The organism is Parasphingorhabdus sp. (assembly GCF_041748495.1).
Taxonomy (GTDB): Bacteria; Pseudomonadota; Alphaproteobacteria; order Sphingomonadales; family Sphingomonadaceae; genus Parasphingorhabdus.
The window spans coordinates 57915-72108 of sequence record NZ_JBGTDD010000033.1 but is presented as its reverse complement, the minus strand read 5'-3'; the positions used below and the strand labels follow the sequence as shown (position 1 = coordinate 72108).

General features: G+C 51.7%; 12 protein-coding genes. 7 read left to right on the top strand and 5 right to left on the bottom strand.

Annotated features, from left to right (window positions below; all coding sequences use genetic code 11):
• Nucleotides 1-149: 149 nt before the first annotated feature.
• Nucleotides 150-443 (top strand): hypothetical protein, encoded by a 294-nt coding sequence (locus tag ACEW8J_RS02785; protein ID WP_373490109.1) that lies wholly within the window; start codon nucleotides 150-152, stop codon nucleotides 441-443.
• Nucleotides 444-696: 253 nt separating this feature from the next.
• Here the strand turns inward: ACEW8J_RS02785 and ACEW8J_RS02780 are convergent, their stop codons facing one another.
• On the bottom strand, nucleotides 697-1401 hold the full coding sequence (locus tag ACEW8J_RS02780) for an HPP family protein (protein ID WP_373490108.1): 705 nt from the start codon (nucleotides 1399-1401) through the stop codon (nucleotides 697-699).
• Between the two features lie 743 nt (nucleotides 1402-2144).
• Between ACEW8J_RS02780 and ACEW8J_RS02775 the strand changes: the two genes are divergently transcribed.
• Nucleotides 2145-3602: an amidohydrolase family protein gene (locus ACEW8J_RS02775; protein ID WP_373490107.1), complete on the top strand. Its 1458-nt coding sequence runs from the start codon at nucleotides 2145-2147 to the stop codon at nucleotides 3600-3602.
• Nucleotides 3603-4106: 504 nt separating this feature from the next.
• On the opposite strand, the gene ACEW8J_RS02770 is transcribed toward ACEW8J_RS02775, so the two are convergent.
• Nucleotides 4107-4268, bottom strand: a complete 162-nt coding sequence (locus ACEW8J_RS02770; protein WP_373490106.1) for a molybdopterin-binding protein — start codon at nucleotides 4266-4268, stop codon at nucleotides 4107-4109.
• On the opposite strand from ACEW8J_RS02770, the gene ACEW8J_RS02765 reads away from it, so the two are divergent.
• The 3 genes from ACEW8J_RS02765 to ACEW8J_RS02755 all read left to right on the top strand — a co-directional run bounded on the left by ACEW8J_RS02765 (nucleotide 4252) and on the right by ACEW8J_RS02755 (nucleotide 6645).
• The gene (locus ACEW8J_RS02765; protein WP_373490105.1) at nucleotides 4252-4647 is read left to right on the top strand and encodes a hypothetical protein; all 396 of its coding nucleotides are present in this window, start codon (nucleotides 4252-4254) and stop codon (nucleotides 4645-4647) included. The genes ACEW8J_RS02770 and ACEW8J_RS02765 overlap by 17 nt on opposite strands.
• A gap of 231 nt (nucleotides 4648-4878) precedes the next feature.
• Nucleotides 4879-5775: an enoyl-CoA hydratase gene (locus ACEW8J_RS02760; protein ID WP_373490104.1), complete on the top strand. Its 897-nt coding sequence runs from the start codon at nucleotides 4879-4881 to the stop codon at nucleotides 5773-5775.
• Nucleotides 5776-5802: 27 nt separating this feature from the next.
• A complete protein-coding gene (locus ACEW8J_RS02755; protein ID WP_373490103.1) occupies nucleotides 5803-6645 on the top strand; it encodes a sugar phosphate isomerase/epimerase family protein in 843 nt (280 codons plus the stop codon).
• Nucleotides 6646-6988: 343 nt separating this feature from the next.
• On the opposite strand, the gene ACEW8J_RS02750 is transcribed toward ACEW8J_RS02755, so the two are convergent.
• Nucleotides 6989-7819 carry an SDR family NAD(P)-dependent oxidoreductase gene (locus tag ACEW8J_RS02750; protein WP_373490102.1) on the bottom strand — a complete coding sequence of 277 codons (831 nt, stop codon included), beginning with the start codon at nucleotides 7817-7819 and terminating at the stop codon, nucleotides 6989-6991.
• A 188-nt stretch (nucleotides 7820-8007) separates the two neighbouring features.
• On the opposite strand from ACEW8J_RS02750, the gene ACEW8J_RS02745 reads away from it, so the two are divergent.
• Complete coding sequence (locus tag ACEW8J_RS02745) at nucleotides 8008-9186, top strand: flavin-dependent monooxygenase (RefSeq protein WP_373490101.1); 1179 nt, start codon at nucleotides 8008-8010, stop codon at nucleotides 9184-9186.
• A gap of 194 nt (nucleotides 9187-9380) precedes the next feature.
• Entirely contained in the window at nucleotides 9381-11828 is a 2448-nt protein-coding gene (locus tag ACEW8J_RS02740; protein ID WP_373490100.1) for a TonB-dependent receptor, read from the top strand.
• 76 nt (nucleotides 11829-11904) lie between these two features.
• On the opposite strand, the gene ACEW8J_RS02735 is transcribed toward ACEW8J_RS02740, so the two are convergent.
• Both ACEW8J_RS02735 and ACEW8J_RS02730 read right to left on the bottom strand, forming a co-directional pair.
• Complete coding sequence (locus ACEW8J_RS02735; protein WP_373490099.1) at nucleotides 11905-13101, bottom strand: acetyl-CoA C-acyltransferase; 1197 nt, start codon at nucleotides 13099-13101, stop codon at nucleotides 11905-11907.
• The gene (locus tag ACEW8J_RS02730) at nucleotides 13098-14186 is read right to left on the bottom strand and encodes an alkene reductase (RefSeq protein WP_373490098.1); all 1089 of its coding nucleotides are present in this window, start codon (nucleotides 14184-14186) and stop codon (nucleotides 13098-13100) included. Before ACEW8J_RS02730 ends, ACEW8J_RS02735 begins: the two co-directional genes overlap by 4 nt.
• Nucleotides 14187-14194 lie beyond the last annotated feature (8 nt).

The following is a 14194-nucleotide window of genomic DNA, read 5'->3' as shown; positions in this document are numbered from 1 at the left end:
CCCAATGGCCGCGACATGTCGCCAATCATCCCCGAGGACACGCAATTTGGTGAAATGATTCAAAAATCGATGGAAAGCGACGGCTTCAAGAGCGTGCCGCTCAGCTATCAGGAGACGCGCATCTACAGCGCCACCAGAATTGCGACAAGATGATCGGCCTCAACCGCATGCCCGAAGACCTGGCTTTCGAGCAGGTTATTGGCGAAGAACGGGTCTATCCGACTGACCCGCGCGTCGGCCAGATGGAACAATTGGAAGCAGCTGAATATGGAACAGCCGCCCAATGCCTCACCAATCAAATGGACTGTAGTGCCGTCGACCGCATAGCAGCAAAGAGTTCGCGATTTGCAATGCAGATTCACGAAATGTCGGGTGCGGCTGCCTTGAGTTTGTCAAGGGGCTGTCTCTCACCTACGCTTACACAATGTTCCGCCCAGCGATGAAAATGTTGCAGGCCACCTTCATTGCTCCCGAATTGCACTGATTTCTGCAAGCCGGATGACAGGATGCGTTGCTGGTCCCACGACACCGGCAAGCCTTCGTCTCTGACAACATGCGCAATAAAACCCATCAGCTCAACCAGACTTTCCAAATCGGGTCGATCACACGCGTCACCTGAGCACGAGGCAATACACAGGATTCGCTGATGAATGGGTTGAAGCAATCGGAGTCCGAACGAAGGAGTACGGGATCCAGCTAAGCTCCCATTCGGCGTTCCCGCGCATGGAATTCTACTTGGCGAAAAAGAAGCTCCAGATCCTCGCGACTGATATCAAACGTTTCACCTAAATCTTCCAGAGCGAGATCCATATCTCTGGGATGGATATCCAGTAACGTATCTGGGACGATCCGGTGCCCAGAGACCGGAATTGCTCTATGGGGATAGGAATGGCCGGAGAAACGGTGGAAAATCAGTCCAACAATTACCAGCAATAACGAGTTTAGCCCCACTGGCAATAATGGGAATAAAAACCCAAGTGAAGCTGCTGACTTGCCTCCAATAACGGCGAGCAGTGCAGCAGCACCTCCCGGTGGATGAAGGCACCGAAAAACAGACATTACAAAAATAGCGCCGGCTACAGCTATTCCTGCCGCTAACGCAGGTGAAGCTATGGTTCTTGCTGCTGCGACGCCTACGAAGGCTGATATTATGTTGCCGCCTATCACAGGCCAAGGCTGGGCTAGAGGGCTGGCAGGCACAGCGAACAATAATACTGCGGTTGCACCGATCGGAGCAACCAGCCACGGAATAATCTCTGGCCCCACTGTTGCTGCGCAGACCACAGCAGTTAAAGAGATTCCAATCAAAGCTCCAATACAAGCGATCAATCTATCTTTAAGGCTACCGCCAGCAAGGACAGGCTTAAACAGACGCCATCTATGGCTAAGATATTTTACCATTAAAAACCCACTCAAGAACACATAGAAGACAGGGTGACCGCCTTGTCGGTCAACGTTCCGAACGGCAATGCAGTTTTGCTTTACCCCTGGCAAATTTCATTTTTTGGTTTGCAGACATAAACACCCGCAATTGTTCTGCGAGATTTCGATGGCGGTACAGACTTCTATGGAAGGCCTGGGCACCTGGCAAACGTCCGAAATAGTCTCATGGTTCCGATTGGGGAGCTTCAATCGCGCCAGACAACAAGGGGCAGGTTTGCGAATCTCCCTACTCATCTCCAAGCCGCCAACATTGGACGATTTTCAGTCATCTCGAGCGGCCTTAGTGGTTTCAACATACGGGAAAATTGTCAACTTGGTTAATGTCCGCTTCGCGCCGTCATTCCGGTCGTACAGGGATCATCCGATCCTATGCAAAAACGAATGTCCAAGATTAAAGAAATCGTGCATTTTTCGCAGACTCCCGTCAATTGATCTGGCCAGGACTACGCGAATCCTCAAACCACTGACCATCCAACTGTATGATATCAATTGAATTGCCATCGGCTGCTATTGGTATGGAAGCCAAATCTTGTTGAATCGAAAGGTGCTGGGTGAGATTCAATCCTTCATTACCGGAGGTCGCCGTGGCCGCCAAAGCTCGCATTCCTCGACAAATAAAACGAAGGTTTCCATGTACCAAGCCCTATCGGAACCATCGTCACAGCGCTAAGATGATTCATCGCCTCGAAGGATTCCGTGTAATGAAACACCTGCTTGTCGCACTTTTCTCCACCTTACTTGTGGTCGCGTCGTCGGCGCATGCCGCCCGCCGCGAGGGCGATGTGATCGTCCGCAACGTGACACTGATCGATGTCGAAACGGCTACATCTATTGACGACCAGGCGGTTGTAATTAAAGGCAGTGATATTGCCGCGGTGGGGCCTGACGCGGCCATAGCGCGTGATTGGCGAGCGAATCGGACAGTCGACGGGAACGCGCGCTATTTGATCCCTGGCTTGTGGGACATGCATGTTCATTTCGGCGGCGGTCCCGATCTGATCGAAGAGAATGAAGCGCTGCTGCCGCTCTATGTCGCGCACGGCATCACCACGATCCGCGATGCGTCGGGTGACTTGCCCGGGCAAGTGCTGGCGTGGCGCGCTGATCTTGCCGCCGGTCGCAAATTTGGTCCCCGCCTGTTGACGTCCGGAGCCAAAATTGAAGGGGTGGCGCCGCTGTGGAAGGGGACCATCGAAGTCGGTAGCAAGGCGGACGTCGATACCGCGCTTGCACGGTTGCAATCGAGAGACAAGGTCGATTTCATCAAAATTACCGACAGCACTTTAAAGCCCGAATTATTTCTCTATGCGATCACCAAAGCGAAGGCGCTTGGCTTGCGCACGTCGGGCCATATCCCGATGGCGCTGACCGTCGGGCAGGCGGTAGACGCTGGGATCAGTTCGATCGAGCACCTCGACTATGCATATAAGGCGGGGGCAAAGGACGAAGCAGCTATCGCCGCCGATTTTGCTGCGGGCCGTATCGACAGGATAGAAGCAAATCGCCGTATTGATGCTAGTTTTGATGTTGCCACCGCAATGCGCGCCTATCGTCACTTTGCCGATGCAGGGGTTTTCGTCACACCAACCCTGAACGGCAGCCGCATCATCAATTGGCTCGACAGCGAGAATCACGCTGACGATCCCTATCTCGCCTATATCGGCCCCAGGCTCCGTGAGACTTATAATTGGCGGGTAGAGCGTGCGGCAAAGGCCGATGCCGCAGAAATTGCCGAACGACATGCGCATTTTGATCGCATAGCGGCTATCCTGCCCATGTTGTCCGAGGCCGGCGTAATGATCATTGCCGGCACCGACGCCGGCTTTCTCAACAGTTTCAACTATCCGGGTGTCGGACTGCATGACGAAATTGCACTTTTCGTCGATCGCGGATTGACGCCGGCACAGGCGCTCGCATCGGCGACACGTGCGGGACCGGCCTGGTTCGGCATGCTCGATCGCTATGGCGGGATTCGACCCGGCATGGCGGCCGACTTGGTTTTGCTCGATCGCAATCCGCTCGAGGATATCGCTGCGACCCGTGCGATCCATGCGGTCGTGCTGAGGGGAAGAGTGTTTGATCGTGCTGCTTTGGATAAGATGTTGTCCGATACGCGCGCGCAGGTGGCAGAATGGAATCTCCAATCTTCGGCGCCTTGATAAAGTGTGCTGAGCGGCGAAGCTCAATATCGGTCATGCAGATAGCGACTTTGGTCTCCTACAGGTAGGTGCCGGCCACGCTGCGCACCAGCTTGACCAGATCAACCTTGCTGACTGCGTCAGAAAGAATGTATCAATAGCCATCATCCCTGCCTCGGACAGCAAAGCCTTTGATTGAGAAAACCCCTTGCGTGTAATCTCATTTCGACGAACGGTCGCTGTCCCATAATGGATATCCAGTACAGGGCTTTCCGCTTGCGGTCCAATTCCCGCCAGTCTGAAATGCGCCCTCCTGTCGGTCGTAGCGACCGAAATTCTTAGTGCCAGACAACGGACATTCCCCGAGCCATTCCGGCCAAGGGGAATGAACATGACTTGCTCGCAATTTGAACCTGAAACTTAAACTGTGTGCCAAGTAGTTTGGAGGGTGCTGTCAGAACAATTGTGACGGTTAGCGAAACTCGTACGATGGACTAGGTCGGTGCTATGCCCTCATCCTAGGAATCAGCCAGTCCGTTCCGCTATTGCAACGCGCCGGAACAGTGGTTTGATTGCTTCGGGGGTCACATCGCGTTCGGTAGATCCGGTTCCTCCGGTCGTGACAATGATTTCAAATTCGGCGCATAAGAACGAGACTCGGACAGAGAGTATGGCGACGACCGACAAATGGAATATTGAGCCGCTTGGCGAACTGAACAGTCACCCGCAGGAGATTGTCGACAATATTGCGGACAAGGGGCATTTGGTGCCGGTGCACGGCAGCGAAGATATGGCGATCTTCGAAAATCGCTTTGAAGATCATGTCTGTTGGCAGGTCTTGAAAGCGGGTCATCGCACGCTGAGCAGCAACGAGGAGGGGGCCAACGACACGTGGTATACCGGCCCCGGAATTCTGCAGTCGACAATGGAGGGCGATTACGCCCACAGGTCCGGCCGGATTTATTGCCGTCGTCACGATCGTGGCGCCCGTCGCAAACGATCTCAGTGTATTAGGAAATTCCTGAGGGTCCAGTCGAACATTTGTCATTTTTTGTTACAGTATTGATGGCAGGGATTGGCTTTCTTCCCATAACCGAAAGCTAACTGCAAAATACGAGAAATACGATATCAATACCGTTAATGGCACATAATGCGTAAATATATCTTATATAAAATACGTATATGGCTAGTTTTGTGGTTATATTGATGTTAAAGGGCCGTGCCCTGGCTACCGAGAAATTTGCGGAAAAATTGAGGTTAGCTGAATGGTTAATAATGAATATCATGGAGAACGAATATGGATGATCTCGTTGAGCCCGCCAAGGTCGGAATCGTATATGAAACCGAAAGCCCTGTATTATATGAAACGGATAACCAGATTGCTTGGATCACGCTGAATCGTCCCGATTTCAACAATGCACAAAACGGACAGATGACATATGCGCTGGACGATGCGTTCCAAAAAGCGACCAAGGACGATGCGGTGCGGTGCATCGTGCTGGCAGGAAATGGAAAACACTTTTCTGCCGGACATGATATCGGAACGCCAGGCCGCGACGTGCTCAAACATTTCGACAATCGCCTGATGGTTCCACCACATGTTAACAAGCCCGCTGCAGAATTACTCTACACCCGCGAACAGGAGCAATATCTCGGCATGTGCCGCCGCTGGCGCGATATTCCCAAGCCTACTATTGCTATGGTGCAGGGTGCGTGCGTTGCAGGAGGCCTGATGCTTGCCTGGGTCTGCGATTTGATTGTCGCATCGGAAGACGCATTTTTTCAGGATCCAGTCAATCGCATGGGGATTCCCGGCGTTGAATATTTTGCGCATGCATTTGAACTACCGCCGCGAGTAGCCATGGAATTTCTCTTGCTAGGGGAACGAATGAGCGCCGGACGGGCAGAGCAGTTTGGCATGGTGAATCGCATTGTTGCGCGGGATCAATTGCGCCAGGAAACAGCAAAAATGGCAGCAAAACTGGTTGCGCAACCCCGCCTCGGCAACTGGCTGACGAAACAGGCCGTCCACCATGTTGAAGAGTTACGGGGAAAACGAGCGGCCATGGACGCTCAATATCACATGCATCATTTTGCACATGCGCAAAACGACCTCGTTGCGGGTAATTCAATTGCCGGACTGGATGCGAAGAAAATGGCAGCAGCAAATAAGGCAGATGCCGGGGAAAATTGAAACTTTGTCGAATAGGAAAGCAGGCGATTGCATAATAGAATCAGATCCAGCAGGTTTGCACTTGATCACATCACGCTTGTTGATGCGACACCAGTCGAATTGGCGGAAATCGCCTTTGAAACTGGTTATGCGGCCGTCAATCCGTTCCTCCACTCCATGGATGTCCTGCCGCAAATGCCGAATTATGACTTGATAGGAGACCACGGGCTTCGCGAGCAATTCATCGACCGGATGGATCAGCTTAATTTAGGCGTTGATATTGCATATCCATTTACGATCTCGAAACGCACTCTAGTTGATGAACTCACGCCTGCTCTTGATTGTGCTTCCGAATTGAAATCTCGGCTCGTGAACGTTTTGCTTTATGATCGGAACCCGATAAGCCGTCAGGAAACATTTTCGCGCTTTTGTGAGCAAGCACATTGCAGAAATCTTAAGGTTTTGGTGGAATTTTACCCTGCTTCGCAGGTTGTGACGATCGAGGATGCGCTAGTGTTGGTAGAGCACATTGGAGATGCCGGCGTTGCCGGCATCAATGTGGACTTGCTGCATTTGTTTCGGTCTGGAGGAACTCTCGAACAGCTGGCCGTTATCCCACCCGAGTATATCGCCTATGCTCAACTCAGTGACGGTCCTATGATCTGCTTGCCGGAACTGCAGGAATATGAAGCGTCAATTGAGAGGCAGTTGCCAGGCGAAGGCAGCCTTGACATAATCGGCTTCCTGAACAAGCTTCCGCCAGATTGTCCCGTCAGCATTGAGGTTCCTCGCGGTTCGTCATTAGATGCAAAGATGACCAAGAGCGCGCGCGCTCGTCGTGCAATGATCGCTTCTCAGCATATATTGGAAAAAAGTGATGGTTCATTCTAAGTGCAAGTCTTCAATCTTGCCAAGATGTCCTTCATCATTATCCGGCGTCTAATGCTTGGCCTGCAGGCATCCATAGAGACTGCGACAGCAACAAAGATAGAAATTTAGAGAATATCGACTGCCAAGCCAGCGCCGGAGTCCGAATTACGGTCGGCTCAGATCGAGTACGCCTTGATTGTTCTCTACCAAAGAAATCGATTCCCACTTTTCGACATGGCCTCCATCCATGACTGGTAAACGAATGTCCGCCATCCGGCAGATGGATTATGGTCTTCGATGACAGAAAAGAGGGCGCAGACCGGACATTGGCCATAGGATGATAATCACCTTATGTTGAATGCCCTTATTTTATGGTTCGTCTCATTCTGAAAACAGGGTTGATCCCTGATACAATATTCTCCGCGCGCCTGACCACAGGCTCAAGCAAGTCCGGATGAGGAGTAATCCAAAACTTTCCGGCCAATACCTGATCGAACACAAGCCTTGCCAATTTCTCAGGCTCCATGCCGTTTTCGCTCAGGGCAATTTGCATTTTGCCGAGGTACTTGTCGGCTTTCTCTGATCGATCCATGCCCTCACCGTGACGATCGGCCTCCAATATGCGTGTCTTTACCGCCCCCGGGCAAATCACCGATATATTTACCGGATTTTTTTCGACCTGCATTTCAAAGTGTAGCACTTCGGAGAGTGCAACAACCGCAGTTTTCGAAACGGAATAGGCGCCGACCATCGGTGAAACAAAGAGACCGGACACGGAAGCGGTGTTGACGATATGTGATGGGAGGCCAGATTCTAGCATTCGCGGCCCAAATGCGTGAACGCCATTCAAAACTCCGAACAGGTTGACCTGCATAATTTTCTGCCAGCCCGGATGTGATTGATCCAGGATCTTGCCTGTGTTGAAAATGCCGGCATTATTGAAAAGCATGTCCACGCGGCCGAATTGCTTGAAAATGTCTTCAGCAAATTGGTTCATTGCGTGTGGATCAGAAACATCTAGCTGATGACAAACGCAATCAGACTTAAACTTCTCGCCTAGAATTTCTAAAGCAACGATATCCAGGTCGGCCAAAGCAAGTCGATAGCCGCGGCGCATCGCTTCGTCCGCCAGTGCTGCGCCGATGCCTCCTGCCGCGCCTGTTATGACCACAACTTTCTTATTTTTGCTTGTCATAACAGGATCCGATCAGTCAGGTTGAGTTTTTCGCACAACGATATTGCACGGTAATATCCGAAAAGCAACGCTTGAGAGCATTTGGAATAATAGAATGCGTAAAAAAATGACATCTAAAATACGAAAAATGTTTACAGGAGCGGGGGGTTGTGCCACTAATAACGCAATATCAGCAAGGAGATGATGTGATGTCGAGTGCAGCTATAGCAGTAGATGATGCGATAAATTTGAATGGGCGCAAAGGCTTGGCCGATCTCGGAGATGCGCTGAAGATCATTGCTGCGAATAGTGAGAAGACTCGGGAGGATCGCCGTGTCGCCGATGAGAGCATAGAAGCCTTGAAAAAAACAGGCTTGATGCGCGCATTCCTGCCAGTCAAGCTTGGTGGGCTAGAGCTTTCGCCGCAGGAGTTTTTTGCTGCCCATATTCGCATTGCGGAAGCTGATATGAGCACCGCGTGGGCAGGCGGCATCATCGCCGTTCATCCCTTCCAGATTGCCCTTATGGATGAGCAGGCGCAAATCGACGTGTTTGGTGAAAACCCGGACACATGTGTTTCGAGTTCTTACAACCCGGTTGGAGGAAAAACGGAGCAAGTTGATGGGGGAGTCATGCTTTCGGGACGCTGGGGCTGGAGTTCGGGTTCGGATCATTGCACATGGGCGCTTCTCGGTGCGATCGTGCCAGGAGAAGGTTATCGCACATTTTTGGTGCCGCGCAGCGACTATGAAATTGAAGACACGTGGTTCAGCATGGGTTTGCAGGGTACGGGTTCCAATGACGTCGTAATTGATAAGCCAGTATTTGTTCCCGATTATCGGACGCACAAGCAGATTGATGGTTTTAACGGTACGCACAGCCAGGAAAGCCCGCTATTCAATATTCCTTGGGCCCAGATATTCATTCGCGTTGTTTCATCGGCTGCGATCGGCGCAATGAAAAAGGCAATCAAGATTTTTGTGGAGAAGGCTGCCAAAAGCAGCACGGATCCAACCAAGCTGCAGGGTGATCCTGACATAACGAGGCGTCTCGCGGAGGTCCGGAACCTTATAAGTGAAGCCGAGGCGGTGATGTTCGCCAATTTTGATTCCATGATGGACACTGTCGTCAGCGGCGGCACAGTCGCAATTGAGGACCGGGTGCTGTACCGCTATCAGGCCAGTATCGTGATCGAGAAAATGATTAAGGCGATCGATCTCCTGTTCGATGTTGCCGGAGGACGCAGCGTATTTATTGGATCGCCCATTCAACAGCTTTGGCACGATATTCATATTGCCCGGGCGCATGTAGCCAATAGTCCAACCGCATTCGCACGCAATCTCGGCGCGACGACGCTCGGCGCTGCAAATACCGACAAGTTTATCTAGGCATAAGGCGGATCGCGACAGTATTCCACCATCCTACTGTTGCATAAAAGCCTCTTAGAATCCGCAGAAGATGATTTAATAGCTATTCAAATGTAACTATGCGTAAATTATATTGACATTCATTACGATAAAGCAGATTGCTTCCGTTAAGGGGCTATAAAACCCGCTTGATCAAAAATGCTGGGGAGAGCAAAATGTCTACAATCACCCGTATTAAATTTTCCGTTCTATTTGCAGGGACGTGCTTGGCTTCCTTGTCAGCGCCTGCAATAGCGCAGTCGGAGGAAGCAAGTGCATCTGATGATAATGTTATTATCGTCACTGCCAACAAGCGCAGCGAGAATCTTCAGGACGTACCAGTTGCAATCACGGCAATAGGCGAAGAGCAGCTTCGCTTGACGGGTTTTTCGGATGTTCGTGACCTCAGCGGTCTGGCTCCTAATCTTACAGTCAACCCTGGGACAGTCAATCCAATGTCGACCGTCGTAGGTATCCGTGGCATCAGTGCTGGCGGTGATGAATCCCTGACGCTCGATCAGTCCATAGCGCTATATGTTGACGGGATCTATCTCGGACGGAGCGCTGCGTCGGTTGTTTTCTCCAAGGATGTCGAAGCTGTTGAAGTTTTGCGCGGTCCCCAAGGAACATTATTTGGTCGCAATTCAACCGGTGGTGCAGTCAGCTTTCGTATGCGCCGTCCCACCGACGAGATGGGGTTGGACGTAGAACTGGGCTATGGCAATCAGGACTCTCGTGAAGCGCTTGTGCGCCTGAACAGTGGCAACATGGTGGATGACAATCTCCGCCTATCCTTGACCTATGCGCATTCTCAAAATGACGGTTATGTAGATAATCTTTTGACGCCCGGCGATAACCGAGATCCTGGCGCCAATAATGTTGACTCCTTTCGCGTAGCTTTTGAGGCAGATATTGGCGAAACCGGTTCTATCTACTATTCTTTCGATTATTCCGACTTTGTAACGAACGCTGCGGCTTTCCAAACCACAATTGCGAACCCTACAGTTACCGGCTTTCTGGCCAATGCCAGGACAACCCCCGGCTGTAACCTCAACATTGTTGCGACGCGGCAAGATGCGCTCTGTCTTGACGATGATCTGCCAAATGAAAATGAAATTTATGGCCATGTATTCAAGATGGAAAATGATTTCGGCGGCGTAACAGTTCGCAGCACGACCGGCTATCGCAGCTGGCGCAGCAAGCAGCCATTTACCGATCTTGATGGTTTTGGTGCAATAACAGCTCCAGCCTTCAGTAACGCAACATTATTCAACGGGATTACCCCATCTGCCTTGCTTATTCCCTTCACAGGCAGTGCAGGTGCGGCGGCTTTTGTATCCGGTTTGCCGGTTCCCAGCACAACCACATCACTTTTTGCGACGGGCAACACCCGCAAGCAGGATCAGTTCAGTCAGGAAGTGGAAGTCTTGTCGAATGGAAATGGCCCTTTCAACTGGGTTTTAGGCGCCTTTTATTTCTATGAAAAAAGCAACGAGGATAATATTCAAGTTGCTGGGTTCCCATTGGATGTGGATCAAATATTGCGGTTCAATCCAAATTTCGGAGCTGCGGGACCATTGCTCGCTAATGGCTTGGCGCCTGGCACGAGATATCGCGTGATTGAAAATATTTCGAACGTAACCTATCAAACCTCAGGCGAATCTATCGCTCTTTACGGGCAGGGCGAATATCGCTTCGGAGAGAATGAAGACATCGGTATCACTTTGGGTTTGCGGTATACCTGGGACGAAAAGAAGATCAATCAGAGCGCGCCGTTCACCAACGTTGCAACTGCCAATTTCAGCGAACCGACCGGTCATTTGACATTGGACTACCGGGTCTCGGACGGCGTAAACGTCTATGCCAAGGCAGCGCGTGGCTATCGTTCGGGCGGGTTCAATGTTCGGACCCAACAGGCTCCGTTTAATCCCGAGATCCTATGGTCTTATGAAGCTGGGTTGAAAACCCAGTTCTGGGACAACCGGGTCCGTTTCAATCTGGCGGGATTTTATGCGGAATATTCGGATCAGCAGATTAGCCAGCCGGTATCCAACCCTGGCGGAGGTGGTTTCGGTGTGCTTACGGTAAACGCCGGCAAGACTCAGTATAAAGGTATCGAAGCCGAGCTGGCGGTGGAACCGATTGATGGTTTGCAGTTCAGTGGTTCATTTGGCTATGTAGACCGGAAGATCAAACAATTTCCACTTACCCAGGCGAACGGCACTGTAATTGACATTGCAGATCAGGTGCTCTCGAAGACCAATCTGCCGTCGACTACTGCTAGCGGCGCGGCTCAATACCGACATTATTTCGCAAATGATATGTTCTTGCTGACCCGCGTCGCGGCTACTTATGAGGGCAGTCGTTTCTTTTTTACCACGCCGCAGACGTCACCCTTTGCAAGGGATCTTGAGGGTCGCGCAAGGACCTTGGTTGATGCCCAAATGCGTCTCGGAGACATTCCCCTCTTCGGACAGAGCAAGGGTTTCGTCCAAGTCTGGGGAAAGAATATATTCAACAAGGAATATGAAACGCGTGCCATTGATTTTGGTGCCCTGGGTTACGGCGGATTCTACTACGGACGTCCCGCGACCTACGGCGTGACTGCGGGATTCAGCTTCTAACCAAGAAGTGTTCCCAAAAACAAAAAGGCCCGGTTGTCTGCAACCGGGCCTTTTTGTTTTTCCAGTATTGTATCGGTTAAACAATTTCAAACAATCCAGCTGCGCCGATCCCACCCGCTACGCACATAGACACGACAACATATTTTGCGCCGCGCCTCTTGCCTTCGATTAGAGCATGGCCGGTAAGACGACTGCCCGTCATGCCAAACGGATGGCCAATTGCGATGGCACCGCCATTGACGTTCAGCTTGGCCGGGTCGATGTCCAGCTTGCGCTGGCAGTAAATGGCCTGGCTAGCAAAAGCTTCGTTGATTTCGAAAAGGTCAATATCCGATATTTTAAGGCCAGCCTTTTCCAGCAACTTGGGAATAGCGAATACCGGCCCAATACCCATTTCATCAGGCGCACATCCTGCGACCTGAAAACCTCGATACAGCCCCAGGATATTCTGCCCTTCGTTACGAGCGGTAGCTGCGTCCATAACGAGTTGCATCGATGCGCCATCGGACAATTGGCTGGCATTGCCGGCTGTTATGAATTGGCCCGGTTTGACAAATTCACCATCTTTCCAGACCGGGTTCAGTCCCGCCAGCTTTTCTGCGGTCGTGCCCGCGCGGACGCCTTCGTCCGTAGCAACTGTCAGCTTCTCAGTGCCTGCTTTGCTGCCATTCTTTTCGTAGAGCTGCTTTTCCACAGCCATGGGAGCAATTTCATCCTTGAATCGGCCCTGCTCAATGGCTTCTGCCGCACGTCGCTGACTCTCCGCCGCAAAAGCATCCTGATCGACGCGACTTACACCATAGCGTTCAGCCACTATCTCGGCCGTTTCGATCATCTGGATATAGGCATCCGGTTGTTTGGCTTTGACGCTCTCGTTCTGATAGCGGGGGGTGTTCTTGTGAATGGTGAGCGAGATATTTTCCACGCCGCCAGCGAGCAGAACATCATGGTCTCCCGCCATGATCGAACGCGCCGCCAGTGCGATGGCGTTGAGCCCCGACGAACATTTGCGGTCCAATACAAAACCGGGAATGTCCGGACTCAATCCCGCAGCGTGGACGGTAAGACGACCAAGATTATAGCCTTGTGTCAGCCATTGATTGCCACAACCGAGGAACAGGTCTTCTATGCGCTTCGGGTCGATACCGCTGCGTTCGATAACGGCATTGGCAACATGACCCGACATGGCCGGAGCCTCGGTCATATTGAACGCCCCGCGGTAGGCCTTGCCTACCGGTGTTCGGGCCGTTGCGACGATTGCTGCTTCTTTCATTTTCTGCTCCTTGAATATTCCTGGTCTTTAGCCGCGTCTCTCAGCGGATAGTCGGTGTAACCCTTGGATTCGCCAGTATAGATGTGTTCCCGATCTACGCGCGCGAGCTCTGCTTCTTCTCGGAAGCGCTCGACCAAATCCGGATTGCTGATAAAATAACGGCCAAAAGAAACTGCCTGCGCTTGGCCGCGGGATAATATTTCGGCAGCTTTATCGGGCTTCAAATTGCCATTGGTGATCACCGTGCCAGCATAATTCTCATCCACGAAATCGAGCATACCGGCGATATCGACCAAATGCACATAAGCGAGGTCAAGTTTGGCAGCGGAACGCAGAAGCGGACCGAATGTTGCCTTGGGATCATCATCCTGCATGTCGTTATACGGGTTGAACGGCGATATACGAAAGCCGACCCGGTCACTGCCGATTGCGCCGCTCATTGCTTCCAATATTTCCAACGGGAAGCGGATGCGGTTTTCCACTGGGCCACCGTATTTATCGGTGCGTTGATTGCTATTGGGGTTAAGAAATTGGTTAGGCAGATAGCCACTGGCACAATGAAGCTCTACGCCATCCATTCCGGCTTCCAATGCATTGCGCGCTGCCTGAGCATATTCCTCCACGACATCAGAGACTTCATCAGTTGTCAGTGCGCGAGGCATTGCTGTCGCAACGGGAACGCCATCCGGCCCGGGAACTTTGTCGGCACAGGCAATGGCGGAGGGGGCAATAACCTCTGATGCGTCTTGCTTGTTGGCTGTCACGCAGACTCTGCCGCAGTGCATAAGCTGCATGACAATCTTCCCGCCTTCGGCGTGAACAGCATCCGAAACTTTGCGCCATCCTGCAATCTGGTCGTCTGACCAAATGCCGGGGGTGCGCCAATATCCTTTGCCAGCAGGGCTTGGCTGTGTACCTTCGGTAATTATAAGGCCAGCAGAAGCGCGTTGGCGGTAATATTCGACCATCGCGTCAGTCGGGACATCTCCGGGTCCTGCGCGGTCGCGTGTCATGGGGGCCATCACAATGGCATTGGATAGCTCAAGAGCGCCGAGCTTTACAGGTTGAAATAATATGTCATTCATACGAAAAA